Source organism: Parolsenella catena (genome assembly GCF_003966955.1).
Lineage (GTDB): Bacteria > Actinomycetota > Coriobacteriia > Coriobacteriales > Atopobiaceae > Parolsenella > Parolsenella catena.
In genome coordinates, this window is sequence record NZ_AP019367.1 from 492,884 (window position 1) to 519,018 (window position 26,135).

The 26,135-nt window shown below is 69.6% G+C and carries 43 protein-coding genes and 2 tRNA genes; 42 read left to right on the forward strand and 3 right to left on the reverse strand.

The window, feature by feature from the left end; genetic code table 11:
* The first annotated feature begins 29 nt into the window (after nt 1-29).
* The 41 genes from Pcatena_RS02230 to Pcatena_RS02405 all read left to right on the forward strand — a co-directional run bounded on the left by Pcatena_RS02230 (nt 30) and on the right by Pcatena_RS02405 (nt 24,269).
* Nucleotides 30-383: a hypothetical protein gene (locus Pcatena_RS02230; protein WP_126421225.1), complete on the forward strand. Its 354-nt coding sequence runs from the start codon at nt 30-32 to the stop codon at nt 381-383.
* A complete protein-coding gene (locus tag Pcatena_RS02235) occupies nt 376-1,101 on the forward strand; it encodes a DUF6291 domain-containing protein (protein WP_126421227.1) in 726 nt (241 codons plus the stop codon). The genes Pcatena_RS02230 and Pcatena_RS02235 overlap by 8 nt, the downstream gene beginning before the upstream one ends.
* Nucleotides 1,094-1,873, forward strand: a complete 780-nt coding sequence (locus Pcatena_RS02240) for an ATP-binding protein (RefSeq protein WP_126421229.1) — start codon at nt 1,094-1,096, stop codon at nt 1,871-1,873. Before Pcatena_RS02235 ends, Pcatena_RS02240 begins: the two co-directional genes overlap by 8 nt.
* On the forward strand, nt 1,870-2,031 hold the full coding sequence (locus Pcatena_RS08090) for a hypothetical protein (RefSeq protein WP_172596347.1): 162 nt from the start codon (nt 1,870-1,872) through the stop codon (nt 2,029-2,031). Before Pcatena_RS02240 ends, Pcatena_RS08090 begins: the two co-directional genes overlap by 4 nt.
* Nucleotides 2,028-2,240: a hypothetical protein gene (locus tag Pcatena_RS02245; RefSeq protein WP_126421231.1), complete on the forward strand. Its 213-nt coding sequence runs from the start codon at nt 2,028-2,030 to the stop codon at nt 2,238-2,240. The genes Pcatena_RS08090 and Pcatena_RS02245 overlap by 4 nt, the downstream gene beginning before the upstream one ends.
* Nucleotides 2,230-2,487 (forward strand): hypothetical protein, encoded by a 258-nt coding sequence (locus Pcatena_RS02250; protein WP_126421233.1) that lies wholly within the window; start codon nt 2,230-2,232, stop codon nt 2,485-2,487. The genes Pcatena_RS02245 and Pcatena_RS02250 overlap by 11 nt, the downstream gene beginning before the upstream one ends.
* Entirely contained in the window at nt 2,487-2,927 is a 441-nt protein-coding gene (locus Pcatena_RS08095) for a hypothetical protein (protein ID WP_172596348.1), read from the forward strand. Before Pcatena_RS02250 ends, Pcatena_RS08095 begins: the two co-directional genes overlap by 1 nt.
* Complete coding sequence (locus Pcatena_RS08100) at nt 2,920-3,246, forward strand: DUF3310 domain-containing protein (protein ID WP_172596349.1); 327 nt, start codon at nt 2,920-2,922, stop codon at nt 3,244-3,246. Before Pcatena_RS08095 ends, Pcatena_RS08100 begins: the two co-directional genes overlap by 8 nt.
* Entirely contained in the window at nt 3,233-3,745 is a 513-nt protein-coding gene (locus tag Pcatena_RS02260; RefSeq protein WP_126421237.1) for an SANT/Myb-like DNA-binding domain-containing protein, read from the forward strand. Before Pcatena_RS08100 ends, Pcatena_RS02260 begins: the two co-directional genes overlap by 14 nt.
* Nucleotides 3,745-4,158 carry a hypothetical protein gene (locus tag Pcatena_RS02265; protein WP_126421239.1) on the forward strand — a complete coding sequence of 138 codons (414 nt, stop codon included), beginning with the start codon at nt 3,745-3,747 and terminating at the stop codon, nt 4,156-4,158. Before Pcatena_RS02260 ends, Pcatena_RS02265 begins: the two co-directional genes overlap by 1 nt.
* Nucleotides 4,159-4,320: a hypothetical protein gene (locus tag Pcatena_RS08105; RefSeq protein ID WP_172596350.1), complete on the forward strand. Its 162-nt coding sequence runs from the start codon at nt 4,159-4,161 to the stop codon at nt 4,318-4,320.
* A gap of 2 nt (nt 4,321-4,322) precedes the next feature.
* On the forward strand, nt 4,323-4,955 hold the full coding sequence (locus Pcatena_RS08175) for an HNH endonuclease signature motif containing protein (RefSeq protein ID WP_198433408.1): 633 nt from the start codon (nt 4,323-4,325) through the stop codon (nt 4,953-4,955).
* Nucleotides 4,942-5,214, forward strand: a complete 273-nt coding sequence (locus Pcatena_RS02275) for a hypothetical protein (protein ID WP_126421241.1) — start codon at nt 4,942-4,944, stop codon at nt 5,212-5,214. Before Pcatena_RS08175 ends, Pcatena_RS02275 begins: the two co-directional genes overlap by 14 nt.
* A gap of 1 nt (nt 5,215) precedes the next feature.
* A complete protein-coding gene (locus Pcatena_RS02280) occupies nt 5,216-5,899 on the forward strand; it encodes an HNH endonuclease (protein WP_126421243.1) in 684 nt (227 codons plus the stop codon).
* A 274-nt stretch (nt 5,900-6,173) separates the two neighbouring features.
* The gene (locus Pcatena_RS02285; protein ID WP_126421245.1) at nt 6,174-7,397 is read left to right on the forward strand and encodes a tyrosine-type recombinase/integrase; all 1,224 of its coding nucleotides are present in this window, start codon (nt 6,174-6,176) and stop codon (nt 7,395-7,397) included.
* 101 nt (nt 7,398-7,498) lie between these two features.
* A complete protein-coding gene (locus tag Pcatena_RS02290) occupies nt 7,499-8,005 on the forward strand; it encodes a hypothetical protein (protein WP_126421247.1) in 507 nt (168 codons plus the stop codon).
* Nucleotides 8,006-8,129: 124 nt separating this feature from the next.
* Entirely contained in the window at nt 8,130-8,261 is a 132-nt protein-coding gene (locus tag Pcatena_RS08285; protein ID WP_269777009.1) for a hypothetical protein, read from the forward strand.
* A 130-nt stretch (nt 8,262-8,391) separates the two neighbouring features.
* Entirely contained in the window at nt 8,392-8,607 is a 216-nt protein-coding gene (locus tag Pcatena_RS02295) for a hypothetical protein (protein ID WP_126421249.1), read from the forward strand.
* A 259-nt stretch (nt 8,608-8,866) separates the two neighbouring features.
* On the forward strand, nt 8,867-9,073 hold the full coding sequence (locus tag Pcatena_RS02300) for a hypothetical protein (RefSeq protein WP_126421252.1): 207 nt from the start codon (nt 8,867-8,869) through the stop codon (nt 9,071-9,073).
* A gap of 2 nt (nt 9,074-9,075) precedes the next feature.
* Entirely contained in the window at nt 9,076-9,390 is a 315-nt protein-coding gene (locus Pcatena_RS02305; protein ID WP_126421254.1) for an HNH endonuclease, read from the forward strand.
* Nucleotides 9,391-9,502: 112 nt separating this feature from the next.
* A complete protein-coding gene (locus tag Pcatena_RS02310; protein WP_126421256.1) occupies nt 9,503-9,910 on the forward strand; it encodes a helix-turn-helix domain-containing protein in 408 nt (135 codons plus the stop codon).
* 31 nt (nt 9,911-9,941) lie between these two features.
* Nucleotides 9,942-11,342, forward strand: a complete 1,401-nt coding sequence (locus tag Pcatena_RS08110) for a hypothetical protein (RefSeq protein WP_172596351.1) — start codon at nt 9,942-9,944, stop codon at nt 11,340-11,342.
* Nucleotides 11,339-12,742 (forward strand): phage portal protein, encoded by a 1,404-nt coding sequence (locus tag Pcatena_RS02315; protein ID WP_172596352.1) that lies wholly within the window; start codon nt 11,339-11,341, stop codon nt 12,740-12,742. Before Pcatena_RS08110 ends, Pcatena_RS02315 begins: the two co-directional genes overlap by 4 nt.
* On the forward strand, nt 12,735-13,907 hold the full coding sequence (locus tag Pcatena_RS02320; protein ID WP_126421260.1) for a VG15 protein: 1,173 nt from the start codon (nt 12,735-12,737) through the stop codon (nt 13,905-13,907). The genes Pcatena_RS02315 and Pcatena_RS02320 overlap by 8 nt, the downstream gene beginning before the upstream one ends.
* Nucleotides 13,908-13,960: 53 nt before the next feature.
* Nucleotides 13,961-14,034: transfer RNA gene (locus Pcatena_RS02325), tRNA-Trp, on the forward strand.
* A gap of 1 nt (nt 14,035) precedes the next feature.
* Nucleotides 14,036-14,117, forward strand: a tRNA-Leu gene (locus tag Pcatena_RS02330).
* Between the two features lie 105 nt (nt 14,118-14,222).
* Nucleotides 14,223-14,741, forward strand: coding sequence for a hypothetical protein (locus tag Pcatena_RS02335; protein WP_126421262.1), 519 nt, complete (start codon nt 14,223-14,225; stop codon nt 14,739-14,741).
* A gap of 22 nt (nt 14,742-14,763) precedes the next feature.
* Nucleotides 14,764-15,609, forward strand: coding sequence for a hypothetical protein (locus Pcatena_RS02340; RefSeq protein WP_126421264.1), 846 nt, complete (start codon nt 14,764-14,766; stop codon nt 15,607-15,609).
* Between the two features lie 22 nt (nt 15,610-15,631).
* Nucleotides 15,632-15,940, forward strand: a complete 309-nt coding sequence (locus Pcatena_RS02345) for a hypothetical protein (protein ID WP_126421266.1) — start codon at nt 15,632-15,634, stop codon at nt 15,938-15,940.
* Entirely contained in the window at nt 15,940-16,341 is a 402-nt protein-coding gene (locus tag Pcatena_RS02350) for a Gp19/Gp15/Gp42 family protein (RefSeq protein ID WP_126421268.1), read from the forward strand. Before Pcatena_RS02345 ends, Pcatena_RS02350 begins: the two co-directional genes overlap by 1 nt.
* Nucleotides 16,334-16,672 (forward strand): hypothetical protein, encoded by a 339-nt coding sequence (locus tag Pcatena_RS02355; protein WP_126421270.1) that lies wholly within the window; start codon nt 16,334-16,336, stop codon nt 16,670-16,672. The genes Pcatena_RS02350 and Pcatena_RS02355 overlap by 8 nt, the downstream gene beginning before the upstream one ends.
* The gene (locus Pcatena_RS02360; RefSeq protein WP_126421272.1) at nt 16,665-17,021 is read left to right on the forward strand and encodes a hypothetical protein; all 357 of its coding nucleotides are present in this window, start codon (nt 16,665-16,667) and stop codon (nt 17,019-17,021) included. The genes Pcatena_RS02355 and Pcatena_RS02360 overlap by 8 nt, the downstream gene beginning before the upstream one ends.
* Before the next feature lie 10 nt (nt 17,022-17,031).
* Nucleotides 17,032-17,376 (forward strand): hypothetical protein, encoded by a 345-nt coding sequence (locus tag Pcatena_RS02365; RefSeq protein WP_126421275.1) that lies wholly within the window; start codon nt 17,032-17,034, stop codon nt 17,374-17,376.
* A 19-nt stretch (nt 17,377-17,395) separates the two neighbouring features.
* Complete coding sequence (locus tag Pcatena_RS02370) at nt 17,396-17,971, forward strand: phage tail tube protein (protein ID WP_126421277.1); 576 nt, start codon at nt 17,396-17,398, stop codon at nt 17,969-17,971.
* A 77-nt stretch (nt 17,972-18,048) separates the two neighbouring features.
* Nucleotides 18,049-18,342: a hypothetical protein gene (locus Pcatena_RS02375; protein ID WP_126421279.1), complete on the forward strand. Its 294-nt coding sequence runs from the start codon at nt 18,049-18,051 to the stop codon at nt 18,340-18,342.
* Between the two features lie 41 nt (nt 18,343-18,383).
* Nucleotides 18,384-18,737, forward strand: coding sequence for a hypothetical protein (locus tag Pcatena_RS02380; RefSeq protein WP_126421281.1), 354 nt, complete (start codon nt 18,384-18,386; stop codon nt 18,735-18,737).
* Entirely contained in the window at nt 18,738-21,386 is a 2,649-nt protein-coding gene (locus Pcatena_RS08160; RefSeq protein ID WP_193901400.1) for a tape measure protein, read from the forward strand.
* Nucleotides 21,379-22,215 (forward strand): hypothetical protein, encoded by an 837-nt coding sequence (locus tag Pcatena_RS02390; protein WP_126421282.1) that lies wholly within the window; start codon nt 21,379-21,381, stop codon nt 22,213-22,215. Before Pcatena_RS08160 ends, Pcatena_RS02390 begins: the two co-directional genes overlap by 8 nt.
* Entirely contained in the window at nt 22,206-23,195 is a 990-nt protein-coding gene (locus Pcatena_RS02395; RefSeq protein ID WP_126421284.1) for a hypothetical protein, read from the forward strand. The genes Pcatena_RS02390 and Pcatena_RS02395 overlap by 10 nt, the downstream gene beginning before the upstream one ends.
* A gap of 9 nt (nt 23,196-23,204) precedes the next feature.
* Nucleotides 23,205-23,975 carry a hypothetical protein gene (locus Pcatena_RS02400; protein WP_126421286.1) on the forward strand — a complete coding sequence of 257 codons (771 nt, stop codon included), beginning with the start codon at nt 23,205-23,207 and terminating at the stop codon, nt 23,973-23,975.
* Between the two features lie 9 nt (nt 23,976-23,984).
* Nucleotides 23,985-24,269, forward strand: coding sequence for a hypothetical protein (locus Pcatena_RS02405; RefSeq protein WP_126421288.1), 285 nt, complete (start codon nt 23,985-23,987; stop codon nt 24,267-24,269).
* Between the two features lie 17 nt (nt 24,270-24,286).
* Here the strand turns inward: Pcatena_RS02405 and Pcatena_RS02410 are convergent, their stop codons facing one another.
* Complete coding sequence (locus Pcatena_RS02410) at nt 24,287-24,532, reverse strand: hypothetical protein (RefSeq protein WP_126421290.1); 246 nt, start codon at nt 24,530-24,532, stop codon at nt 24,287-24,289.
* Between the two features lie 192 nt (nt 24,533-24,724).
* Between Pcatena_RS02410 and Pcatena_RS02415 the strand changes: the two genes are divergently transcribed.
* Nucleotides 24,725-24,931: a hypothetical protein gene (locus Pcatena_RS02415; RefSeq protein WP_126421292.1), complete on the forward strand. Its 207-nt coding sequence runs from the start codon at nt 24,725-24,727 to the stop codon at nt 24,929-24,931.
* On the opposite strand, the gene Pcatena_RS02420 is transcribed toward Pcatena_RS02415, so the two are convergent.
* A complete protein-coding gene (locus tag Pcatena_RS02420) occupies nt 24,928-25,167 on the reverse strand; it encodes a hypothetical protein (protein WP_126421294.1) in 240 nt (79 codons plus the stop codon). The two genes, Pcatena_RS02415 and Pcatena_RS02420, sit on opposite strands and share 4 nt — an antisense overlap.
* Nucleotides 25,168-25,241: 74 nt before the next feature.
* Complete coding sequence (locus Pcatena_RS02425) at nt 25,242-26,111, reverse strand: tyrosine-type recombinase/integrase (RefSeq protein WP_172596353.1); 870 nt, start codon at nt 26,109-26,111, stop codon at nt 25,242-25,244.
* Nucleotides 26,112-26,135 lie beyond the last annotated feature (24 nt).

The window sequence follows — 26,135 nt, forward strand, 5'->3', positions numbered from 1 at the left end:
CCTGGACTCGGAGGAAGGTGGTGGCCGCGATGGCGGTCGTGGTGCAGCTGGACGGGACGATGTCGGCGGAGGTCGCGCGCTTCCTGCGCGAGGGCCACTCGACGCTGGGGGTGAGAAGGATGCTGGAGGCGTGCCCGAGGCTGCGTGAGCACGTGGAGGCAGACCGCGACGTGCTGATGTCGCGGGAGGCGGACGAACACGCGACGCGCCACGGGAAGCCCTGGACCAGGGCGGACTACAACCGGGTGGCGGCGGACTCAAGAGACGGCCTCCCCATGTGGAGGACCGCCAAGGCGCTGAGGCGCACCGTCGAGGACGTCAGGCGCGCCCGAGCCACGCTGTGCGGGAGCCAGCCGCTCGCAGGAGGCGAAGGCCGTGGCTGAGCAGAAGATGAACTTCTACCGCTCGTTCTGGGACATGTCGAACGTGCTCCCCGCGGCCGGGCGCAGGCGGTTCGTGACGGCGGTGGTCGACTATTTCTTCACCGGAGAGGAGCCGAGCGGCCTCACGTCCAAGGAGGCCGCGCTCTTCTCCGGCATCCGCGGGAGGGTCGACGCGTCGAGGTCCGGAGCCGAGTTCGCCCGCAGGCGCTACGAGGGTGCCGCGAAGGCACCCGGCGTGGGTACCGACGCGGTCAGACAAGCGACGGGCAACGGCCATCCCAACGGTGGCACCCATCGTGCCCCCCAGCGTGGGTCGCAACGTGGCACCCAGGCCGAGACCCACGCTACAGAGGGAGAGGGAGAAGTAAAGAGAGGAAGAGAGGACGCGGGCGTGCGCGCGTACGCCGACCTTGCGGAGCCGGACAGGGGCGAGGTCGTCGCGTGGTTCGAGGCGAACGGCCACGGGATGCCGACGGCCCGGCTCAGGGAGGAGGCCGAGGCGTTCTACGACCACTTCTCCGCACAGGGCTGGGTGACCGGGGCCGGCGTGCCCATCAGCCGCTGGCAGGCCAAGGCGGCGGCGTGGCTGCGCCGCGCGGCGGAGTCCTCGACCGGGGAGCGGGGCCGCGTGCCGGGAAGGCGGGTGGCCCCGCAGGCCCCGGCGTGCGACTTCTCCGCCTACTCAGCGGAGCCCTCGGAGGTGGTCTCCCGTGGCTAGGGACGTGTCCTCGGCGCTCGCCGAGATAACGAGCCGCTACGGCATCCCGGCCGAGGTGCCCGCGCCGCGGCCCGTGCCGCCGCAGGTGACCCACGGGACGGCGCGCGAGATCGTGCTCGCGCAGATCGCCGCTGGCGCCGGGGCGTCGATACCGCAGGGGCTGCTCGACCGCGCGGGCCTCACCCGCGACGGCCGCGACGCCGCCGACGAGCTGCTGCGCCGCGCGACGGAGGCCGCCGGCGTGCCGCCCGAGTTCCGAGACGTCGAGCCGGACCGCTCGCGCAACGACCGCTTCGCGCCGGAGCGCCACCGCGGCGTCTGGGCCTACGGCGACGTGGGCCGCAGCAAGACCAGGACGGCGTGCGCGTGGCTTCGCGGCTGGCTCCTGGACAACCCCGGCGGCTCGGCGCTCTTCGCCACGGAGGACTCGATGCTCGGCGAGGTCAAGAGCGCCTTCGACAGGCGCGACGCCGACGCGGAGGCCGTACTGGGGCGCTTCGTCTCGGCGGACTTCCTCGTCCTCGACGACATGGGCAAGGCCCGGCTCTCCGCGTGGGGCATCTCGCAGGTCTTCCGCGTCATCGACGGCCGCTGGGCCGGGCGCAGGCCGACGGTGTTCACCTCGCAGCACGGCCTGGCCGAGTGGGGCGAGGTCGCCGCGCAGAGCGGGGTCGAGACTGCCAAGGCGTGCGTGTCACGCATCTTCGGCGGGTGCGACGTGGTGAGGTTCGACGGCCGCGACGGCCGGATTTGTGGGGAGGCAAGGCCATGACGGAAGGAATCAGTCCCGACATCAAGCGCGCCTACAACAGGGTGAGGTACGAGAAGAGCCGCGAGTACAGGCGCCGCTATTACCTCGAGCACCACGAGGAGCGGCTCGCGTACCAGCGCGAGTACCGCAAGGCCGCGCGAGGGGAGGCACGCGGATGAGCCGCGAGAGGTGCGGGACGTGCTCCCGCTGGATGTGGGTCTGCGAGGACAGGTTCGGCGACATGCAGGGCGTGTGCTCGCTGGCCATGGAGCGCGAGTCCGGCGGGCTGCGCCTGCCGGTCGAGACGCTGGCCTGGGCCAGGGCGCACCTTTTGGGCGCGTGGCGCAGGCCCTGCGACGAGTGGGAGGCGGCGCGGGATGGGGCGTAGGTCGCGGGCGTGGGACCCGGTCGAGCTCGACGGGCCGGCGACGCGGAGGCTCGTCCGGGCGCTCTCCGCGGGCGTGCCGATGGACGCGCTGGAGCGCCGCTTCGGCCGGAACGGCGAGACGCTCGTGCGCGCCGCGAGGGCGGCCGGCTGGGACGGGACGAGGGCCCCGGAGCCGCTCGTGGCGGCCGAGACGCCCTCGAGCGTGTCGCTCCCGCCCGGCTACTACGGGTGCTCGAGGAGGCCGTGATGGATGACGAGATCTTGGGAGGGGAGAACGTGAGCGAACGAACGGGCATGCCGACGGCGGCCGACCGCAGGCTCCTCGCGGAGCGCCTGCGCTACCTCGTGGCGGGTGAGGACGGCTGGCCGACCGAGGGCGTGGGCGTGGCTCTGGGCCTGCTCGACGTGGTCACCGCCGCCGCGCCGCGCGCCCCGCGCACCGTGCCGGACGCGGTGCGGGCGCTGGCGGACCTCGTGGACGTGCCGAGGTGCCGCCTGGTCGACCGGTGGGACGCCGCCCGCGGCAGGCACTACGTGGACTGCACCGCCTGCCGCTTCGGCTCGAGGGCCGAGGGGCTGCCGGAGGGGCACCCGATGGCGACGCTCTCGAGGGAGCTGTGGAGGACCGGGGCGGCCGAGGCGTGCCAGCGCTGCCCGGTGTGCGGGGCGGAGGTGGAGCGTGACTGACCTGGAGTGGGACCGCGCGCCCAGGGAGTGGGCGACGTCCGAGGACCCGCGCCGAGGCGAGGGCTGCCGCGCGGACGAGCCGCCGACCGAGGTCGTGCGCGACCCCGAGTGGTACGTCGCGGGCGGGGTCGAGACCATCGACAAGATCGAGGCCGTCATCGACGGCCTGCCGGCGCGGGAGGCGTTCCTCCTGGGGCAGGTGGTGCGCTACGTTGACCGCGCGGGCCTCAAGGACGAGCCCGAGGTGGACCTCGGCAAGGCCAACAACTACGCCCACAGGCTCGTGACCGGAGATTGGAGGGTCGATGACCAAGGGTGAGCGGGACCTCCGCGTCGTGCGCGACGACGGCAGGGCGTTCGCCTCGCTCGATGCCGCCGGCGCCGCCACCTACGGGAGGCTGAGGTGCGGGGCCGGGATCGCCCGGGCGATCAGGACGGGCGGCAAGGCCGGCGGGCACCGCTGGCGCTACGCGCGGGGCTGCGAGCCTCGCGAGGAGGGGACCGACGCGTCCCGCGGGCGGTGGACGGAGCGCGAGCGGTGGAGGCTCGCGACGCTCTGGCCGCGGCACGGCCGGGACTGGGAAGGCTGGGCCGAGGCGCTTCCGGGCCGCACGATCGACGCCATCGAGGCGATGGCCCGGAAGATGGGTCTTCGGCCCAAGCCGAGGAGGGGCGCGTGGACGAGGGCGGAGGAGTCCGTCCTCCTGCGCGGCCTGATGGACATGGCGCGGGAGACGGGCAGGACGCCCGGCGCGATAGTGACGCGGCTGGGCCACCTCAGGTCCGCCGCGAAGCGGGAGGAGAGGGGAGCTAGGTGATGGAAGAGAAGGGGAACTGGTACGAGGGCGTCCCGGCACCCGTGGACAAGGACGGGAACGTGGTGCCTCTCGCGACGAGGAAGCTCTACGACGGGACGGGCCATGAGATCGAGGTCGGGGAGATCGCCCTCGTCGACTCCAAGCTCAGCGGAGGCCTGGTGTGGCGCGTCAGGGAGGTCGACGGGCCGATCTTGACGCTCAGCCTCCTCCACCTCGAGCGGCCCGACACCTGGGAGCGCGTCGAGGCGGACCTCATGGCCATGGCACGCGCGGACTGCGCCTGCTACTACTTCGGGGCCGGCGCGGACCTCAATTGCGACGAGTGCCCGGCGGAGAGCTGCTCTGAGTCGTGCTTCGTGGAGGCCGCCCGCGACGTCCTGCGCCGCTGCAAGGCCATCGCGGGGGTGGCGTAGGTGTCCGCCGCCGGAGTCTGCTGGTTCCTGGTCGCGGCGCTGGAGCTCGCCCGCTACGTGGCTGACCAGCCGGGCGGGGCAGACGCGTCGGGGCACGGGCTGTTCTTCATGCTGGCGCTGGTCCTGGTCTACCTGGACATGATCTACGAGAGAGGAAGATGACGATGCGCCATGGGAGGGCCGTCGACGTGGCCTCGCCGCCGGAGCCGATGCCCGAGCTCAGGCCGATACCGTCGACGGGCGGGCTCTACCTCGCCGGGGCGGACGGCTCCGTGTGGCGGGCGGCGGGGTTCGATGCCCGCGGCGTGTGGCGGCCGCCCAAGCGCTGCGCCACGCGCGTCGAGGGAGGCGGCGCGGGCCGAAACCACCGGGGCAGGTACCTGCGGGTGAACACCACGGTCCGCGGGGTCCAGAAGGACCGCCCCGTGCACCGCCTGGTCGCGGAGGCGTGGCTCGACGGATACCACCCGCTGCTCGTGGTGCACCACGAGAACCACGACTGCCGCGACAACCGGCCGGAGAACCTCAGGTGCATGACGCGGGCCGAGCACGAGAGGCTCCACGGCCACGACGTCACGGACGTCGACGTGGCCAACGCGCGATACGACTTCGAGCTGCGTCGCGACGACCCATGGCCGGACCCCTACGCGCCAGAGCGCCGCGAGGCGCAGCTCGCCCGCCCGAGCCGGCGCGCCGGTCCCGAGGGCAGGAGGGACAGGGCCGCGGCGAGGCTCGACGCGCTCATCGGGATGTGTGTAAGCGTGAACGAAAGGGAGAACGAAGATGGACAGCGGTAACACCGGGCACGCGCCCACGCGATCGACGGACCTCGGGGCGCTCCAGGGCCTCATGTTCGAGGAGCTCGACAACCTCATGGCGCTCGACCTGTCGGGCGACCCCGACGTCATCGACGCCGAGATGCGCCGCGCCGAGGCGGTGAGCTCCATCGCGTCGACGGCCATCGACAACGCCAACACGGTGCTGCGCGTGGTGCAGCAGCAGTCGATGGCGGCCTCGACCGACCGCAGGCTGCCCCGCATGATCACGGCGGGCTAGCTTGCTGCCGGAGACGGTGCCCGTGCGCTGGTCGAAGGAGCCCGAGAAGGAGGCGTGGATGCTCGCCCACGCCTCCGACGGTTCCAGGGCCGACGTCGGCGCGGCGTTCGCGGAGAGGTTCGGCCACCCGCTGAGCCCGACGCAGGTGAGCCTGTTCCGCGCCGGGCACGGCATGCAGACCCGCCGGGCGAACGGCCACGGCGTCACGGTGCCGGTGGGAGCCGAGCGCGTGCGCAAGGGCTACGTGTGGGTGAAGGTGGCTGAGCGCCCGCGCGTCCCGTTGTCCAAGGACAACTGGCTGCCGAAGCAGGTGGACGTCTGGCAGCGCACCCGCGGGCTCGAGCTGCCGCGAGGATGGGTCGTGATCTTCTGCGACCACGACAGCCGGAACTTCGACCCGGCCAACCTCAAGGCGGTGCCGCGCTCGCTCTTCGGGCCCATGAACCAGCTCTGCTCGTGGCATGACAGGCGCTCGTGCGAGGCGGCGCTCGCCTTCGCGGCGCTCAGGTGCGGGATGGCCGCCGCGTGCGCCCGGCCGAGGCGGTGCGTGGTCTGCGGCCGCGAGTTCGTGCCGGATGTGAAGGGGATGGCCGCGGCGCACCAGGTGACCTGCCGCTCCTGCCTCGACGCCGGGCGCACGAGCTACGGGCGCCGGCGCGGCCAGGGTCGCGCTGGCGGCACGTGAGCCTGGCCTGGCCAAGAATCCGGAAATCCCGATTCTTGGCCAGGGATGGGGACGCGAGCCGGGCGTTTGGCTCGCTCGCGTCCCCGCTTTGCCCGGATTCGGCCGTGTTTGGCCATAAGTGGTGACGCGAAGTCGCGATTTCGCGACTTCGGGGACTCGGAGGTTGCATGATCAGCTCTCTGCTCGAAATCATGGCGGTCGTCGGCCCGCTCGAGCTCGTCGTGGCCGTGGGCGAGGCCATCCTCATCGTCGCGACCCTGCGGTGGGTGCGCCCGTGAGGGCGCGGGGCCGCGAGGTGCCCGCCTTCTCCGTGAGGCGGGGGCGCGGCGGCGTGTGGGAGGCGAGGGCGTACATGGGGCGCGACCCGGTGACGGGCCGCGCCCTTCGGCCGTACCGGCGCCTGCCGGAGGCGTCCTCCGAGGAGGAGGCGCTCGAGTACGCCCGCGCCTGGGCCGAGGGCCTGGCGCCCGGCACCGCCGCGGGGCGCAGGCTCGACGAGATGCTCGCCGAGTACGTGGACGGCCTGGCCGCCTACGGCCGGGCCGCGCAGACCGTCGAGACCTACCGCTCGACCATCCGCCACCAGGTGGCGCCCACCATCGGCTCGGTCCCGGTGGGCGAGCTGGAGGCGTGGGAGGTCTCGACCGCCTACCGAATGCTCATGGCGGGACGGTCCGGCGCGAGGCCCGTCGGCCCCTCGACCGTGCTCAAGATGCACTCGCTCCTCTCCGGGGCCTACGAGCAGTGGAGCCGCGAGGGCCTGGTCTCGCGCGACCCGATGCCGAGCGTGACCAAGCCGCGGCGCCCGATGGGGTCGGCCCGCTCGATGGGCGAGGGGTCGTTCTCGGCGCTGTCGGCAGCGCTCGCCGAGGCCATGGCCAAGGGCGGCGCGGACGAGAGGGCCTGCGCCGCGGCGGCGTACGTCGCGCTCTCCACTGGCATGCGCGACGGCGAGGTCTGCGCCCTGGCGCGCTCGTCGCTGCGCCGCCTGACCCACGAGCTCAACGTCCACGCGACGATGACGGAGCGGCCCAGGCTCGAGCGCAAGCCCATGGCCAAGAGCTCGGCGGGATGCCGCAACGTCGCGATCGACCCGGAGTGCGAGGAGCGGCTCGCCTGGCTCATGGCCCGCGAGGCCGGGGAGCTGGGCGGGCTGCCCGAGGACGCGCCGCTCGTCACGCGCGACGGCTCCTGGATGCGCCCGAGCGCGCAGAGCGCCGCCTTCTCCAGGCTCGCGAGGTCGCTCGGCCTGCCCGCCGGGACCACCATGCACACGCTCAGGCACACGCACGCGACGATGCTGCTCTACTCCGGCGTGCCGGTGGAGACGATCAGGCAGCGCCTGGGGCACGCGGACGTGGCCACGACGCTCAGGCTCTACGCCCACGCGCTCGAGGGCGCGGACAGGGCGGCGGCGGAGGCCTGGGAGGGCGTGAGGCTCGGCGTCGGCGGGTGTGCCACGGGTGAGCCACGCGGGGGTGGCCGCGATGGGCGGTAGGCGCAGGTGGCGGCGCGAAAGCGGGGCAGCGCGGCAAAGAACACCTAATTCTTTGAGAGTGCGTGAAAACGGGGGAAACGAGACGAGGACGGAGGCATCACTTGGCTGAGCGCGACTACCTGACGACGCGTGACTTCCTGAGCGCCCGCGACTTCTTCGAGACGGTGCGAGACGCCGTGCTCGAGGGCGAGCGGGCGCAGCGGCAGATCAAGGCGATGAAGGCGGGGGAGGGCATCCGCCCGGCGTCCCTCTTCGGCGGGCGTGGCGGCGGCCGTGACGCGAGTGGCATGGCGAGGGTGGACGCCCGCATCGACCTCGAGTCGGTCTACGAGCGCAGGATCGCCGAGGCCGCGTCGCTCGTGGCAGCCGCGCGCGACGTGATCTACGGGCGCGACCAGGAGCCGGGCGGCGTCGCCGCGCTCGTCGGGCCCGTGGCCGCCGACGCCCTCTTCTGGCGCTTCTGCAAGGCCGAGAGCTGGCACGTGGTGATGGCCTCGTGCGGCGTGTCAGAGTCGACCTGCCGCCGGATGGTCGACGTGGGCATAGACGCGGTCCAGGCCTACGGCATCTCCCGCGCCATCGCCGGCGTGGGCGTCGCGGAGGGATGAGGAATATGGCCACGGGTGCGCTGGCATCCGTGGCCATTATCCTGCGCAAATATATAGGAATGTGCTTGCAAGGTATAGCGGGGTGCTATATACTATAGGCGTCAGCTGAGGGAGAGGAGGAACGTTGGATGACCTGATAAATCAGCTGATAGCCACGACGTTCGGCGTGATACTCGCCAAGGTCGTGGACGTCGTCTGGGAGCGTCTAGAAGAGAAGACCTCCAGGCGCCGGGGAGACGGAGAGAGGAGGTCATAGGCACGAGGGGCGCCCGGTGGCTCGGGCGCCCTGCCTGGCTTCGATTCTAGAAGGAGGCCGGAATGGTCGCAACTTTCATTACCGCGTTCGTGGTGGCATTGGTGGCGTTCCGCATGTGGAGGAGGAAGTAATGGCGTACAGCGAGGCGATGCGCAGGGCGCAGGCCGAGTACCGCAGGAAGAACGTGAGGCAGATCAGCGTGAGGTTCTACCCCGACACCGCCGAGCTCTACGAGTGGGCCAAGGCCCAGGGCAACGCCCAGGCCTACATACGCGACCTCATCCGCGCGGACATGGAGGCGAGGCGCGATGCGTCTTCGTCGGTGGCGGACTCTGAACAGGTCTGACAGGTTGTGAACAGGTCTGACAGGTTGTGAACAGGTGTGACAGACTCTGAACAGGTGTGAACAGGTCTGACAGACTCTGAACAGGTGTGACAGGTTGTGAACAGGTGTGAACAGGTCTGACAGGGTTGGCGCGTGTTATACCTATGATCGCGAAGCGTCGCGGGTCAGCGTGGAAACTAACCAATGTCACGCAGTCGCAGGCTCGGCATCCATCGGGTGTCGGGCCTTTTTCATACCCACTCACCACCATGGGGGCGCGATGGTCACACGTCAGGCGATGCTCGATATGGCTCTTAGGTACGACACGTCGATGAGCCGCGCGATGCTCAGAGCCCTCGGCCACGACGCGCCCGAGACGCGCCGCCGCCCGTGCCCCGTCGCCCGCGTCGGGGCAACCGCCCGCGACGCCCGGCGCTACCGCGCGATGCGGTGGTGCTTCGAGAACCACGGAAGCCCGATGCGCTAGCCGTGGCGACGAAGTCACGCTACGCCAACGGCCACGCGCGGCGGCAGGTGCGCGCCTGGCTCAGGGCACAGGGGCTGCCGTGCCACATCTGCGGCAGGCCCATCGACTACTCGCTGCCGGCGGGCGACCCCATGAGCTTCGAGGTCGACGAGATCGTCCCGGTTTCCAAGGGCGGCTCGCCCATCGACCGCGGCAACGTCGCGGCCGCGCACCGCATCTGCAACGAGCGCAGAGGCAACAAGAGCATTACCGATATGAGGTCTGCAATGGGGCCAAGGCCCTGCGACGTCGGGTGCAGGACCAGCAGGAGCTGGTGACCCAGGGGGCATACCCCTCCCATGGGCCGAAAGGCTCGCCCGCCGGCATTGCGCCTTTTTTTCACCCGATGTTCCAGCTTACCCAGAGGAAAGGGGACGGAGGCGAACGGAGATGGGCAAGGTCCGCAAGCTCAGCCCCTCGGAGCGCCGGGACATCGTGAGGATGTTCCCGCAGCTAGGGGTAACGGAGACCGCCCGCCGCATAGGCTGCTCCAAGTCGACGGTGCAGCGCGTCTGGGCCTCCGACGGCCCTCCGGAGGACGATGCCCAGAGAAGCGGCCCGAGACCCCCTGGCGGAGCCGAGCCGCAGACGAGAGCCGAGAGGCTCGTCGAGCTGCGCGGGATCCTCCGCGCAGCCATGAACGACGCCCCGCCGCAGGCGGTCGCCGGGCTCGCGAGGGAGTACCGCGCGACCATGGACGAGATTGAGAGGATGGAGGGCGGGGATGGCGGGGACAGCGTCGGGCGCGCCCTCGACTCCATCGCCGAGCGCATCGCGGCGAAGATGCCCGCCCCGTAGGCATGTGCAGTCGCCGCGAGGCCGCGCCGACATGCTGGACGAGGTGCTGGACTTCGCGGCGCTCATCGGCTACGGGGTGGGCGAGTGGCAGATGACCCCGCTCGCGGACTGGTCGCGCATAGACTCCCGCGGCAAATGGGTTCACAGGCGCTGCGGGCTGAGCGTGCCGCGGCAGGCCGGGAAGTCGCACGACGCGATCATATGGGTCGCCTTCCTCGTGCTCATCATGGGCTACTCGGTGCTGTGGACCGACCACAACTACTCGACCACCTGCGAGATGCTCGCGCGATTCCGCAAGATCCTCGGGAAGCGCGCCGGCGACCCCGACGCCCCGCGCGCCATAAACCGCCGCGTCAAGGACGCGAAGTCGAAGACTGCCCAGGAGAGCTTCGAATTCACCAATGGTGGCGTGCTGTGCTTCAGCACGCGCACCGATTCCGCCTCGCTCGGCTACAGCTTCGACGTGATCGTCTACGACGAGGCCCAGCTCCTCACAAAGGCGCAGGCCCAGACCCTGAACCCCACCACGACCCACTCTCCGCACAAGAACTCCCAGCTCATATACGTCGGCACGCCGACCCGCGCCGGCAGCGCCGCGGACCGCTTCGTCGAGCTGAGGGCCGAGGCGTGGTCTGACGCGCCGGACGACGACCTCTGTTGGCTCGAGTACGGGGCCGACGAGGTCGGGGACCCGATGGACGAGTCCAGGTGGTACGGGGTCAACCCGTCGCTCGCCGAGGGCCTAGTGGAGATAGAGGACGTGCGCACCGGCGTGCGCGGCATGAAGGGCGACACGCTGGGAATCGCGCAGGAGTACCTGGGCTACTGGCTGCCGCCCCAGGAGCAGGTCGAGCCGCCGCTCATCGGCGAGGACCTGTGGAGGGAGACCGAGATAAACCCCAGCGCCGCCGCATCCATGCCGCTCGGCAAGGTCGCGTTCGGCGTGAAGTTCAGCTCCGACGGCTCGTCGGTCTCGGTCGCGGTCGCCGCCGAGGGGCCAAGGTGCCCCCACGTCGAGCTGCCGTTCTGCGAGCCGACGTCCAAAGGGATCATGCAGCTCGTCGCATGGCTCGCGGTCAGGGCGTCGATGGCCTGCTCGGTCTGCGTCGACGGCAAGAGCGGGGCCGGCCTGCTGTGCAGCGAGCTGGAGGAGCTCGGCGTCCCAAAGGGCTACGTCATCAGGCCAACCGCCGCCGACGCCGTCACCGCAGCCTCGCTCGTCCACGACGCCGCCCGCGCGGGCAGGCTCACCCACATCCCGTGCCCAGCCCTGGACCTGTCGGCCGCGACGTCCACGAGGCGCGCCATCGGCCATGCCGGGGGCTGGGGGTTCGGCGGGGAGAACTCGTCGCCCATAGAGGCGGCGGGGCTCGCGCTGTTCGCCCTCTCGTCATCAAGAAGGACTCCAGGAAGGAAGGCGACCGTCCATTGATTTCCATCCCCTACGCCGCCGCGGCCGCGGACGGGCTTCTCGACGAGGACCGCGAGACGGTCCTCAGCCTCCTCAACTGCTGGCAGAGGCACTACGGCGGCAACCTCCTGCGCTCCGACTACTACGAGGCGCGGAACATGCTCAAAGACCTCGGCATCGCCGTCCCGGACTCCCTTCGCGACCTCGAGGTCGCGTGCGGCTGGGGCTACAAGTGCGTGGAGGTCATGCGCGACCACATCGCCTTCGACGGGTTCACCTGCCAGGACGACGAGGACTTCGACAGGCTCCTGTCCGCCGTCGCCAGGCGCAACAACATGGCCACGAGGGTCGGCAAGGCGGTGAACTCGGCCCTCAAGTACTGCTTCTCCATGCTCGTGGTGACGGCCGACGACGAAGGCCACGCCCGAATCTCGGCTTACCCCCCGACCCTGTGCACCGGCATCTGGGACGACGTCCACGAGCGGCTCTCCGCGGGGATGTTCGTGGTCTCGTTCGCCAAGGAGCGCGGCGTTCCCACGAACCGCCCGGACTGGGTGAACGTCATGCTGCCCGACCGGATGGTGCGCATCCGGGAGGTGCGCCGCAACGAGTGGGCCGCAGAGTACGTCGAGCACGGCCTGGGCGCCGTGCCCATGTTCGTCATGCCGCACAACCCCGACGACGACCGGCCGTTCGGCGTGTCGCGCATCAACCACGAGGTCCGCTGGCTCATCGACTGCGCCATGCGCGCCAACGTCAACGAGGAGGTCGCCGCCGCGTTCGCCGCGTCGACGCAGAAGTACCTGCTCGGAACCGACGGGGACGCCTTCGCCGACAAGAGCAAGTGGAGCGCCTTCATAGGCTCCATCTTCGAGGTCACGAAGAACTCCGACGGTGACATACCGCAGTTCGGCCAGCTCACCCAGCCGAGCATGCAACCAATGACCGAGCACTTCTCAAACCTCTGCAAGCGCATGAGCGCGGCCACCGGCATCCACGTCGGCCAGTTCGGCATCATGAGCGACAACCCGAGCTCGGCGCAGGCGATCTACGCCGAGAACGAGCCGCTAATCCTGAAGTGCAAGAGCTTCATCCGAGAGGCCAAGGCCGCGTTGGCCAGGGCCGCGACCGCAGCCCTGGCGACAGAGCTCGGATGCTCCTACGAGGAGGCCGAGGACGCCTGCGCGGTGTCCGTCCACTTCCTGAACCCCGCCATGCCGACGCTCGCCCAGCAGACCGACAGCTCCATCAAGCTCGCCGCCGCCGTCGAGGGCTTCGCGGGCACGCCGACGTTCTGGCGCCTCAACGGCTTGGACGACGACGAGGTCAGGACCGTGGTGTCCGAGGTCAGGCGCAACGTCACCAAGGCGGCGGCGCTCGACCTGATGGCGGGCGTGCGCCAGGCGGCGGCGGATGATTAGCCGCAAGGAGTTCGACGCCTACAACCTCGAGGTGGCGAGGCTCGGCGACGAGGCCGCGTCAAACGTCGAGGAATCCATCATGGGATGGTGCAGGGCGCACGGAGACGCCACGGTCGCCGAGAAGCGCGAGGCCGCCAAGGTGATCATGGACGGCTTCGTGCAGGCGTACGACGAGGAGGCCGCGAGGTTCGCCGCCGACTGGTACGACTACAGGGCGGAGCTCGGCGGCGCGAGGCTCGACCAGGCGCTGACCATGACGACCTACAGCCCAGAGTCCGTCGACGAGGTCGCGCGCTACCAGGCGAAGAAGCTAGCGAAGAAGGGTGACGCGGCCTTCGCGAAGGCCTGCGGCGAGTACGCCAGGAACGACCTGTTCCGAAGCCTGAACGAGACGATCATCGTCAACGTGGGACGCGACAGGAAGAAGGGAGCGCGCTTCGCGCGCGTGCCCACCGGCACGGAGACGTGCACCTTCTGCCTCATGCTCGCCTCGCGCGGCGCCGTCTACCACACGAGGAAGACCGCCGGCGAGTTCAGACGGTTCCACCGCGGGTGCGACTGCAAGGTCATGGTGGGATTCGAGGACAATCCCGACGCCGAGCTCGTGGAGGGCGTGCGCCCCGAGGAGCTGCGCAGCCAGTTGGCCCAGTTCAAGGATATCGACGAGGACGAAAGCCTGACGAGTGCCGAGAAGGACGCGGCGAAGCGTGCCGTGCTCGGTTCGCCTGGGCCTCCAGTCGCGTACAAGAAGCCGAAAGAGGCCTTCGCGCACGAGCGCGGCGGCTCCTACGACCTCGCGGCGCACGAGGCGCTTCGGGCGGCCGGTCACGAGGTCGTCGTCCGCAAGGAGGACGCGCCGGAGGGCTTTTCCAATATCGACCTGCTGCTCGACGGAAGGCTATGCGAGCTGAAGAGCCCGACAAGCGATGCGTCTGGCATCAACGGGCTTAGGTTCATCGAGCGCAATATAAGAAAGGCAGTGCGGCAGTTCGAAAAGGTGGAAGGTGGGCCGGTAAGGCCCTCTATCGTCGCGCTTAACTGCGAGGAAGTCCCTGTGACGAGAGAGGACGCGCTGAAGCGCGTGCGGCTCGAGATGTCGAGGCATGACATCGACCGCGTTATCTTGTTGACCAGGGGCGGGGCCATAGACGACATAAAGAAATAAGCCCCAGGTTAGCTATCCAGCACGCCCAGGGCTTCTCAAATCAGATTATACACACCTGGCTAGCACAATGGCAGTGCGGCGGTCTCCAAAACCGCTTACCGGGGTTCGATTCCTCGGCCAGGTGCCATCGGGGCGTGGCGGAACGGCAGACGCGCGTGCCTCAGGAGCACGCGGGCATCGCCCGTGCGGGTTCGAGTCCCGCCGCCCCGACCGAAACGTTGAACCAGGCCATCCGCACGGGTGGCCTTTTTCATGCCGAAAAGCGCCCCGCACGGGGCAAGACGATGCCCCGCACGGGGCGGAAATGGAGGGAGCATGGCCCAGGAGACCACGCCCACCGGGACCAAGCCGACCGAACCTGCACAGGACGGAGACGCCGGTCAGGAGCCCGACTACAAGGCGCTCTACGAGAACGCGCTGAAGGAGTCGCGCAAGTGGGAGAGCCGCTCGAAGGCGAACCTCAAGGAGCTCGACGAGCTCAAGGCCGCGGCACCCAAGGCTGACCCGACCGTGGAGGAGCGCCTGAGCGCGCTGGAGAGCGAGAACGCCTCGCTGAAGGCGAGCGCCGCCCGCTCCGAGCTCGTCGACTCCGTGGCCAAGGCCACCGGACTCGACCGCTCCATCGTGGCGACGCTCAACGGTGAGGACGAGGACGCCCTCACCGAGCAGGCCAAGGCCGTGGCGGCCATCACGAAACCGACGGGCGGCGCGCCGAAGGTGCCCGAGGCAGGCGGCAAGCCCAAGCCCGGCAAGCCCTCCAAGAAGGACGTCCTCGGCATCGAGGACAAGAAGGAACGCCTGGCCGCCATCGCGGCCAACATCGACCTCTTCTAAGGAAGAAGAAAGGGGCTGGAACATGCCCGACATCAAGACCCTCGCGGCCGCCCGCAACGTCGACCTCGTGAACACCTTCACCAAGTCGCTCAACAAGCTGACCGCCATGCTCTCCACCTGCGCCCCCATCCAGGCGGCCGTCGGCGAGACCCTGCACCAGAAGAAGATCACCGGCAAGCTCTCGGAGGCGGAGTACACGGAGGGGCAGGACATCCCCCTCTCCACCTACGCCTTCCAGGACGTCAAGACCTACGAGGTCGAGCTGAAGCCCTACCGCAAGCAGACCACCCTGCAGGAGGTCAAGAAGCGCGGCTACGACGCCGCCGTCGACAAGACCGACGCCGCCATGCTCTCCGACATCCAGCGCGGAATCAAGAAGGACTTCGTGGCCGCCCTGGGCGCCGAGGGCACCACCGCGGCGACGGGCAAGTCCCTCGTCGCCACCGCAGCGAACGCCTGGGCCGCCCTCTCCAACCTCGTTGAGGACTACGGCTTCGGCGACGCTCAGGTCGTCTACTTCGCGAATCCCGTCGACTTCGCCAAGCAGATCGGCGAGTCCGAGGTCTTCTCCGCCTTCGGCATCTCCTACATCGAGAACTGGGCGGGCCTCGGCACGCTCGTCTCCACCGGAAGCGTCGCAGCGGGCACCATCTACGCCACCGTCAAGGACAACGTCAAGGTCTACGTCGCCCCGACCGACGGCGACGAGCTGTTCGGCTGCTACACCGACGAGTCCGGCTACATCGCCGTCTCGCACTCCGCCGAGCTGAAGAGCCTCACCTACGACACCGTGGCCTACGTCGGCCTCGTGTTCTTCGCCGAGTACATCGACTTCGTGGTCAAGGGCACCATCGCCCCGACCGCTTAGCAAAATCCCCTAAGGAGACGAAATGCTTGCCTTGGTAACCTACCCATACCGCGACCGCGAGACGCTCGCGGTCCACCTCGCAGGCGAGGAGGTGGAGCTGGCAGACGCGCGCTTCGCGGAGCTCTGCGCAGGCGGCTACGTCGACGTCCCGGCCGAGAAGCCCGCCGAGCCCACGGAGCCCGCCGCTGAGCAGGAGGTCGCGCCGCGGCCCGTGAGCGCCCCTGTCGAAATGACGGTGGCTGAGCTCCGGGCCGTCATCGAGTCCAAGGGCGGCTTCGCGCCGCGGAAGGCCACCAAGGCCGAGCTGCAGGCGATGCTGGCGGCCCTCTGATGGCCGCCAATCTCACCGTCACGCTCGAGGAGTACGCGGCCCGCTACGGCACGCCGCCAGACCCCGAGCGCGTCTCCGCGCTGCTCTCCGACGCCTGCGACATGCTGCTCACGGCCTACGAGGGCCGCTTTGGCTGCTACGTGGAGGGCGCCTACCCGGCGTTCGACCGCGGCTACAAGGCCGTGGCCTGCTCCGTCGTGAGCCGCGCCGTGAGCGTGCCCGACTGCTTCGCCGGCGCGACGCAGTACAGCCAGACGGCGGGCAGCTACAACGCCTCCGTGACCTTCGCCAACCCCACCGCCGACCTCTGGCTCGGCAAGTCCGACCTGAGGCGGCTCGGGCTGGCGGGCACGCGCATCGGCTCCATCGCACCGATGATCGGGGATGAGGACCGTGCTTAGCCTCATCCCCACGGAGGTGGTCACAGTAGTCCGTCCCACTGTGGAGCGCGACGACCTCGGTGAGCCGACGCTCGGAGAGCCTACACGCGAGGCGGTGCGCTGCGTCGTGTGCCCGGGGACGACCTCGGACATGGACGCGCCGCGCCCCGAGGGCGTCACCGTGGCCTACACGCTGCACTTCCCGAAGACCTATTCCGGGAGCCTGCGCGGCTGCTCGGTCGAGGTGCGCGGCGAGACCTACGACGTGGTGGGCGACCCACGGCGCACGACCGACGCCGCCACGCCCGGCCCCTGGAACCTGGCCGTGGAGGTGACCCGCGCTGATGGCTAGCAACGTCAAGTTCGGAAAATTCAAGGCCAACAAGGCAGGTTACAGCGCCGTCAAGAACTCAAGCGCCGTCCAGAGCATGCTCCGCGGCAAGGCCGACCGCGTGCGCTCCCAGGCCGTAAGCATGGCCGGGGGCAACGGTGAGGTCCGCGGCCCGGCGAGACACCACCCAAAGGACACCATCGCCTACCCGGGGTCCGAGTACCGCAAGCCGCCGTTCGTGACGAAACCCGTCGTGCTCCCGATAGCAGGCGACCACGCTTACATCGTGGCCACGGGCACGAACCACGGGCGATACAGCGAGGCGAAGCACAAGGTTCTCTCGAAGGCGCTCGGCGCGGCGAACGGATAGGAGAAGGCGCATGGACATCGAGGCCGTTGTGGCTAGAAGGATCTCGAAAGCCGTGGGCGTGCCGGGGCGCGTGGAGGTCACCGCGGACGCTCCGGAAAGCTTCATAAGCGTCGAGCGGCTGGGCGGGGGAGGCTCCATGTTCGAGCCCGTCCAGCTCGCCGTCGACTGCTGGGCCGGGAAGAAGCGGCGCAAGGTCGCTCAGGCCCTCTCCGAGAGGGTGAAGGCGGCCGTCTGCGACCTCGACGAGGAGCCGAACTTCTTCCATCCAGAAGTGACGAACTGCTACCGGCAGAACGACCCGGACACGGGCCGCTCAAGATACATCGTGCAGGCCCAGCTGTGGGTCTGCGAGTAGACAAGGAAGGGGCCTGCCAATGGCCGAAACCAACACCAACAACCAGGCGAACGTAAGCTCCGCCAAGGGCGTGAAGGGCGGGTACATCTTCTCCGCCCCCGTGGGAACGGAGCTGCCGACCGACATCAAGACCAAGCTCGACCCGGCCTTCAAGTGCCTCGGCTTCATCTCCGAGGACGGCTACGTCGAGTCGATCGACGAGGACGCCGACGACATCAACGACATGAACGGCGACGTCATGGACTCCACCAACTCAAAGCGCGTGGAGTCCGCCCAGGTCACCTTCGCCGAGGTCAAGGCCTCCACGCTGAAGCGCCAGTACGGCGACGCCAACGTCACCGACGAGAACGGTCTCATCACCGTCAAGCACAACGCCGACAGCCACGACGTCTTCTCCTACATCCTCGAGCTGGTCCTCAAGAACGGCCGCCGCTGGCGCAAGGTCGTGCCCAAGGGCAAGTCCTCCGAGCTGGACGAACTCACCATCGCCAGCTCCGAGCTGTGCCAGCGCGCGCTGACCATGAAGTACCTCACCGACGAGCAGGGAAACACCTGCTACGACTACTACGAGTCCACGGAGACCCAGGCCGCCTAGGCAATCCGATGCGGCGCGGGGCGACACGGCCCCGCGCCCTTTTTAAGCAAATGACCGGACAGTAAGGAGCGGCGAGAATGCCCACCAAGAAGAAGCGCGAGACCACGAAGTTCGAGTTCAGGGGCCAGGAGTTCGAGATGGACAAGACGGCGTTCGCGTCGCTCAAGGTCCAGACCGCGCTCAGCCTCGGCGACAAGGACCCGCGCGCGGCGAACGAGGCCATGAACCTCGTCTGCTGCGGCCGTCTCGTCGAGTACATCGGGCGAGTCCCGGACGCCGACGGCAACGCCCCGGACGAGCTTGGCTGCTCGACCGAGGACTGGTTGGCCTTCACCGGCGCCATGGCGGAGGCCGCCTCGGCAAAAAACTAGCCGGCTTCGCCCGCGACTGGCTCGGCCACCGCGAGGACACGGTGGCGGACTTCAGGCAGTTCTACGGCATCGACCTCCCCCTGGAGGCCGGGGACGAGGACTGCCGCCGCTGGGCGATGCTGTGGCACGCGCTGCCGCGCGAGTCGAGGACGGCGAGGCGGCAGAGCCCGGCGCTCGAGTGGAGCGAGGGCGAGTACATGCTCAACCAGGTGGTCTACTACCTCAACCTCCTCGCGTGGAGGCAGTGCACCAAGGACGGCCAGAAGGGGCGGCGCGCCCCGCAGCCGCCGAAGACCCCCGGCGAGAGGGCGGACGCCGAGCGGCGACGCGCCAACGCCGAGGCGGCGCGCGGCGAGATAGACAGAATCCTCGGCATCCCGGAAGGGGGTGCGTAAATGGCGGTCAACGTTGGCTCGGCTTCGGTCACCATCATGCCGACCATGAACGGCTTCGCGGCCAAGATGGACAAGGAGCTGGGCGGCGCGGGCAAGACGGGCGGCTCGGCCTTCTCCAAGGCGTTCGGCACGGCGGCGCAGCCGGGGACCGGCTTCCTCGGGAGGTTCCGCACCGCCGGCACCAGCGCCGGCTCGGCCATGGGCGAGTCCGTGGGCAAGGGCATCAGCGCCAAGGGCGCGGCAATCGCCGGGGCCATGGGCGGCCTCGCCGCGTCCATCGGCTCGAAGCTCGTGGGGACCATCCAGGGCCTGATGGGCGAGATAACGGGCGCCAGCGACTCGGCGCAGAAGTTCGCGAACACGCTGTCCTTCGCGAACATCGACGACTCGACCATCAAGCAGCTCACGTCCTCGACGCAGGCCTACGCGGACGAGACGGTCTACGACCTCTCCGACATCCGCAACACCACGGCGCAACTCGCCGCGAACGGCGTGGACAACTACGCCCAGCTCGCAGAGGCGGCGGGCAACCTGAACGCCGTCGCTGGCGGCAACGCCGACACGTTCAAGTCCGTGGCCATGGTCATGACCCAGACCGCCGGCGCGGGCAAGCTCACCACCGAGAACTGGAACCAGCTCTCCGACGCCATCCCGGGCGCGTCCGGCAAGCTCCAGGAGGCCCTGAAGGCCAACGGGGCCTATACGGGCAACTTCCGCGAGGCGCTGGAGAAGGGCCAGGTCTCCGCCGAGGAGTTCAACAAGGCGGTCATGGACCTCGGCATGACCGACGCGGCCAAGGAGGCGGCCACCTCCACCGCCACCATCGAGGGCGCCATGGGCAACCTCGAGGCCGCGGGCGTCACGGCCGGCGCGAAGGTCCTCGACGCGTTCAAGCCGCTCCTCACCGGCGGCATCAACGGCGCGACCGACGCCATCACCGCCGTCACGGATGGCGTGTCGGCCTTCATCGACTCGTGCGCGCAGAATGGCGCGGCCCAGACTCTATCGGACATCATCGGGCAGCTGGGCACCGCCGCGGGCAACGTGGGCGGCGCGCTGGGGAGCCTCGCGCTCGCCGTGCTCGGCATCCAGCCAAGCGGTGACGCCGCGACGGACGCGGCCAACGGCCTCAAGGACGCCCTCGGCGCGGCCCAGCCGGTCATCCAGGGCGTCTCCGACGCGACCGGATGGCTCAGGGACCACGCGGCGGAGGCCGCGCCCTACGTCCAGGGACTGGCCCTCGCCTTCGCGGCCGTGCGCGCGGCCCAGGGCATCGCCGGGTTCGTGACGGCCTTCTCGGCGGCGGTCGGCGGCGTGTCCGTCACCGCCCCGGTCGCCACGGCTGGCACCACCGCGCTCGCGGGCGGCGAGACGGCCGCAGGCACCGCCGCCGGCGTCTCCGCCGCGCAGATGCTCGCCTTCGGTGCCGCCGTGCTCATGGTCGGCGCGGGCGTGCTGCTCGCCGCCGCCGGCATGCTCGTCATCGCCACGGCGGCAATCCAGGTGGCGTCGGCGGGCCCGACGGCCGCCGTCGGGATGCTCGCCATGGTTGGCGCGGTCGCCGGCCTCGCCGTCGGTGCCGCCGCCCTGGGTCCCGCGCTCACCGCCGGGGCCGTCGGCATGCTCGCCTTCGGCGGCGCGGTGGCCCTCGTCGGCGCGGGCGTCCTCTTGGCGTCCGCCGGCCTGATGCTGCTCGGCGCGGCGCTCCCCGGCATCTCCGCCTATGGGATGACGGCGGCGGTCGGCATCCTCGCGCTCGGCGCGTCGATGCTCGTGCTCGGCCCTGGCGCCATCGTGGCCGCCGCTGGCCTCACGGTGCTCGGCGCGGGCGTTGCCGTGGCCGCGGCGGGCGTGACGCTGCTCGCGGCCGGAGCCATGCTCCTCGGCGCCGGGCTCGCCCTCGTTGCGGGCTCGGTGGTCGTGGCCTCCGCCGGAATCGTCGCCATGGGCGTGGCCATGCCCATGGTGTCGTCCTCCGCGCCGGGCGCGGCTGCCGGGCTCGCCGCCCTCGCGGCGGCGGCGCTCGCGGCATCGCCAGGGCTGCTCGCGGCGGTGCCCGCCATGAGCGCGTTCTCCTCCGCGTGCTCCACCGCCTCGTCCGCCTCCTCGCAGGCGCGCTCCGGCATCGACCAGGTCAAGCTCGCGAGCCAGTCCATGGCCACGGCGGCCAAGGCCTCCTTCCGGGACTTCGCAAACTCGGCGAAGAGCGCTGCCTCGACCGCTTCTAACGCTGTCATGGGCGCCTGCCGCCAGATGTCAGCAGAGGTCGGGTCGCTCAGGCTCACGCTCCCGCGCATCCAGGTTGGCGCGCTGCCGCACTTCTCCATGAGCGGGAGCTTCGACGCCCAGACCGGTTCCGTGCCCTCCGTGCACGTGAATTGGTATAAGAGCGGCGGCGTCTTTGCCGCGAACAGCCCGCAGCTCATCGGCGTGGGCGACAACCGGCGCTACGACGAGGCGGTGGTCCCGCTGAGCCCGAGAGTCCTGCGCGGCATCGGCGAGGGCATTGATGTCGAGCGAGGCGGCGACGACGCGTCCGTCATCGCGTGGCTCGAGCGCAACCTGCCGGCGATCATCCAGAGGTACACACCGGTCACGCTCGAGCGCGACCTCGACCGGCACGTGAGGGCGGTGATTGCTGGTGCATAGGCTCACCTACACGTCATCGACGGGCAAGGTAATCGAGCTAGACGCCGCTGGGGCCTACGTCGGCACCGCGCCGAAGCTCAGGAGCCGCGAGTGGTCCTACGAGCTGTCGTGGAGGGGCGCATACGGCATCTCCCGCGACGCCCGCGAGGCCACGGTAGACGCCCACCTCAGCCCGGAGGCGGCCGACGCCCTGCGCGAGCAGGCCGACCGCGACATGGCCGACTCGTCCCCCGGCAGGCTCACCTTCGACGGCGAGTGGTGCCAGAGGGCCTACCTGGCCAAGTCCGACGTGTCGGAGGTGTACGGCAGGCGCGGCATAAAGACCGAGCTGACCTTCCTGCTGCTCGACGGCGCCTGGAGCCGCGAGGTCACGACGGGCTTCTACGCCAACGAGGTCTCGGACGGCTCCGCGCTCGACTTCCCGCACGATTACGAATACGACTACGGCGGCAGCGGCGCGAACCGCACGATCACCGTAGCCGGGCTGGTCCCGGCCGATTGCAAGCTGACGATCTACGGACCCGCGACGGACCCGCGCGTGACCGTGACGCAGGGCGAGTTCTCGAACACCTACAGCGTAAAGGTCGCGGTGCCGGGCGGCTCGCGCCTCGTCATCGACGGGTCGAGCCATCCGAAGGGCATCCAGCTCATCGGTACCTACGGTGAGGTGGAGGACCGGTTCGCCGACGGCGTGCGCGGGGAGGGCGCGGGCTCCGGCTCGTACTGCTTCGAGCCGCTGCGCCCCGGCACCTCGACCGTGTCGTGGGACGGCTCGTTCGGCTTCGACATCACGCACTACCAGGAGGAGGGCGAGCCGCCGTGGAGCTGATAGTCGCTGACAGCGCGGGCAAGACCCTCTTCCCGCTCGCCGACTTCGAGCTGGACATGGACGCGGGCTGGGGCGACGGCGTGGACAACACGTTCGACCTCATAGTCCGCGACCCCGACGCGCCGCTCCCCGAGGCCGCCTGGCGAGTGTTCGCCGACGGCACCGAGATGGGCGGGCGCGTCGAGGGCTTCGAGCTCAAGACGGGCCGCGCGTCCTCCGAGCTGCACTGGAAAGGCTCCACATGGACTGGCGTGCTCGCCAAGCGGCTGCTATGGCCGGACGCCGGGCAGGACTGGCTCACGCTATCCGGCGACGCGAACGCCGTGCTCAGGCGGGCAATCGAGCGCCTGGGGCTGAGGTCGTTCTTCTCCGTGCCCGACGGGGACGCGGGCGTGGCCGTGAGTCACAGGTGCTCGCGCGACGTGCCGGACGCCTGGACGAACCTCCGCCTTGCCATGAAGTCTGCTGGTCTGCGCCTCGACGCAAAGTGGGTCGACGGCTCGTGCGAGCTCCAGGCCTTGCCCGTCACCGACTGGCGCGGCCGCGTGGACTCGGACCTCGTGGGCTTCGACCTGACGAGCGACCTGCTCGTCACCAACCATTTGAAGGCGGCAGGCAAGGGCGAGCTGGCGTCCCGTCAGGTCGTGGACGTCTACGCCGACAACAAGGGCAACGCGGGCACGTCAAAGGCCATGGCGGGCGTCTTCGAGCTGGAGGAGTACTACGACGCCAACAACTCCGAGGGCGACGACCTGCGAGACCAAGCCATGGACCGCCTGAAGGACATGCAGGCCGAGGGCGGCGTCAAGGTCACCGTCGGCGAGGGCGTGAGCTTCGGCCTAGGCGACATCGTGGAGGCCCGGCACTACTCGCCGAACGTCACGGTGAGCGTCGAGATATCGAGCCGTGTCACCGCGGCGACCGGCGCGGGCGTCGCGGTCACCTACGGGGCCTCGCCCGGCACGACGAAGATAGGTTAGGAGCATCACATGGAACTGGTAACCGGCAAGGCGGGAACCCCGCACGTCAGCTCTGCGGACGACGGCCGCCGCATCGCGGGCGAGGTCGGCACGGGCAGCTACGTCTTGCAGACGGGCGGCAGGCTCGCGCCGTCGCTCGTTGACGCGAACACAGTGAGGTTCGCCACGGGCGACATGATCGTGCAGGGCCGCCACATCGGCCTCACGGCCCCCGAGGACGTGAAGGTGGCCTCCGGTACGCAGGGAAAGAAGCGCACCGACTACGTCTGCGTGCACTACAAGCGCGACGTGAGCGGCGCGAACCCCACGCTCGTGGAAACTGTGGAGTGGACCGTGCTGCAAGGCACGCCGGGCACGGAAGCGACCGCTCCGAGCGTGCCCGCCGGGTCAATCCTGGACGGCGACGCCGACGTGACCGTGCCGATCGCGAGTGTGTCCTTCGACGGCCTCGCGACGGGGGAGCCTAAGCTGCTCGTCCCGGTCCTCACCCCACTCGCCACCCTCGGGGATTCCGTATCCCAGACGGCTTCTCAGCCGTTTCCGGGCGGCTACCTGTACCGCATCGGCTCGCTGTGTGTCTTGCAAATCCAGAACATGACCATCCAGGCCGGCGTGGTCCGCACAGCCGGAAAGCTGACGACAAAGCCCACGCGCGAGGTCGTCGGGGCCATCTCCTACGGAAGCTCGGCGGGCTACGTGTCCGTCCACGCGGACGGCACCGTCTACTGCACCAGCAAGGCTTCCGGCGACTTCTCCGGCCAGGTCTGCTTCGTCGCCTAGACGGCGTAGGTGACAGAGAACGACATCAGCGTGGTCTTGGTGATCGTCACGGCCCGCGTCAAGATCTTGACGGCGCCGCCGTGTTCGACGTCGATTGGCACGATCATATTCGTGTCGGTCTCGACGAACGCGGAGGCGCCTACCGTCGTTGACGGCCTCATGCCTTCCGGGAGTGTGGCAACGACGCCAGACGACCAGGCTGGAATGGCGACCGAGGCAGCAGACAGCGTCGCCGAGACGGTGCAGACCCGCCCGACGCGGGTCGCCGAGACCCCGCCTGACGAAAACGATTGAGTCTGGGATACGGAATGCTAGCCGTATATCGCGACGATCGTCTCGGCGTCGCCCGCGCCGAAAATCAGCGCGCTGCCGAGACCAGACGACACGTATCTGTTGTATATGACGTCCTTGAAGGTCACCTGTTCGCCTGATATCGACGCCGTCGCGTATGCGGTCACGACCGAGGAGCCGCCTCCGTCAGCCGCCGCAGCGACGACGTGCGTCCCGTCCGAGGTCGGCATGACGCCGCTCGCGCCGCTCCCGAAGGCGACGGTCACCGCCGCGCGGCCTTTGAGGCCGGGGATGGTGACCGTGCCGTCATGTTTGATTCCCGGCCTCGCCAAGACACGGGATACGGAATGCTATGCCGTGTGGATGCCACGTTTCCGGCAGCTTAGTAGCATTCCGTATCCCACGGCGGCGAGCAGCCGTTCGCGGGAGGCTACCTGTACCGCTTCGGGCCGCTGCGCGTGCTCCAGATCCAGAACATGACGCTTCAGGCAAACGTGCCGCGAACGGTGGGCAAGCTGCCGGTGAAGCCGACGCGCGAGGTGGTCGGCGCGATCTCCTACGGCACCTCGGCGGGATACGTTTCCGTCCACACCGACGGGACCGTAATCTGCATGGCCAAGGCCGGAGGCGACTTCTCCGGTCAGGTCTGCTTCCTGGCCGGCTAGGCGGCGAACGTGACGCTCACGTCAACCTTGCTCCACACGATCTCGTCCTGTACGTACATGTGCATTAGAAAGACGCTTCCGTCGGTATCGACGCGGACCATGCCCCAGGCCTGGTCGTTGACGCCGAACAGCGCCATGACCCGCACGCGCGGAGCGCAACCGTCGGCGAGCTCCGCGACCTTGATTGGGTTCACCGCACGCGTGAGCGACTTGCTTCCGCTGATGTGGATTGTCACGCACCCGCCGCGCTTGAAGCCCTCGACGATGAGGTCGTTGAAGACCTGCTTTTTGACGGGGGATACGGAATGCCCTATCCGTTGAGGAGCAACCGCTCGACCTCGCGTTGCGCGTCCTTGCAGATGCGCGGCCTCGGCACGATGTAATGCTCGTAGGCCGTGCCGATGTCGGTGTGGCCGAGCATCATGGCCACAGTCTCGATTCCCACGCCCGCCTCGACCGCGAGCGTCGCCCACGTGTGGCGGCACTCCGTCATCGAGGTCCAGGCCGCGCCCGCGCGGCGGCAGGCCGACCGGATGCGCCGCGCGACCGCGTCGGGCGACAGCTCGCAGAGCCAGCCGGAGCGGCCCCTGCGCAGCGCGCGCAGCCGCCTCACGGCGAAGCGGGGGAGCCAGCAGGACCGCGCCGAGCGCTCCGTCTTCGGCGCCTCCACGACCTCGTGGCCATGGACCACCTGACGCGAGCGCCTGACGCGGACCTCGCCCGTGCGCAGGTCGATGTCGGACCACTTGAGGCCGCACGCCTCGCCGCGCCGAAGGCCGAGCGTCACCGAGCAGATGGCGACGGCCTCGCACTCGTGGCCCCACAGGGCGCGGAGGTAGGAGCGCACCTGACCCGCCTCCATCGTGCGCGGGCGGCGCGCGGCCTTGCGCGGCAGCTCGACGCCGGCGGCGGTGGGGTCGTACATCCGCACGCCCAGGCGGCGAATCGCCCAACGGACGACCTGCCGCAGTGTCTTGTACGCCTTCTCGGCGGCACCCGGCAGCTCGAACCCGTCCACCCAGGCCTGGACGTCCTCGGGCGCGATGGACTCCAGCTCGACCCCTCCCCACCTCGGCAGCACGTGCAGCGCGAGCGCGGACTCGTAGCCCGCGAGGGTGCAGGCGCGCAGGCGCCTCGCCTTGTCGTCCATGTACTCGCGCGCGGCGGTTTCAAACAACATTTCGACCTCGATTCGAGAAGAAAT